The organism is Roseateles sp. P5_B10 (genome assembly GCF_056400485.1).
In genome coordinates, this window is sequence record NZ_JBFULE010001774.1 from 1 (window position 1) to 518 (window position 518).

1 protein-coding gene is annotated in these 518 nt (G+C 62.7%); it reads left to right on the forward strand.

Annotated elements, in window-relative coordinates; all coding sequences use genetic code 11:
* Positions 1-448, forward strand: a 448-nt coding sequence (locus AC1DU6_RS35835; RefSeq protein WP_477863410.1) for a glycosyltransferase family 9 protein, incomplete at its 5' end; no start/stop codon positions are given.
* Positions 449-518: the final 70 nt, after the last annotated feature.

Genomic DNA, 518 nt, shown 5'->3' on the forward strand with positions numbered 1-518 from the left:
TGCCGAGGCCGCAAGACTGCTGGTCGAGCGCGGGCTGGACGTCTGGGTCATCGGCGGTCCTGGCGAGAAGGACCTCGCCAATGAGATCATTGCCGCCGCTGGTCCCCGCGCCCGCGATCTTACGACCAACGACCTGCGCAATGGCGTGATCGGCATGGCCGCCGCCAATGTCGCCGTGGCCAACGATTCCGGCCTGATGCATATTGCTGCGGCTGTCGGCACGCCGACCATCGGCATTTTCGGACCGACCAGCCCGCAGCTTTGGGGACCGCTCAATCCGCTGGCGGCGACCGTGCAGACGAAGACCATCGTTCCGTGCCAGCCGTGTCACAAACCGGTCTGCACCATGAACAATCATGCCTGCATGCGCGACATTCCGTCCGACGATGTCGCCGGGATTATTCAAGGCGTGATGGCCGAGGCATCCAACAGAAGCGCGCAGATATGACCACTCAAGCAAAGCCCGCAGCGTTTCTCGATCGCGACGGCGTCATCAATTACGACGACGGCTATATGGG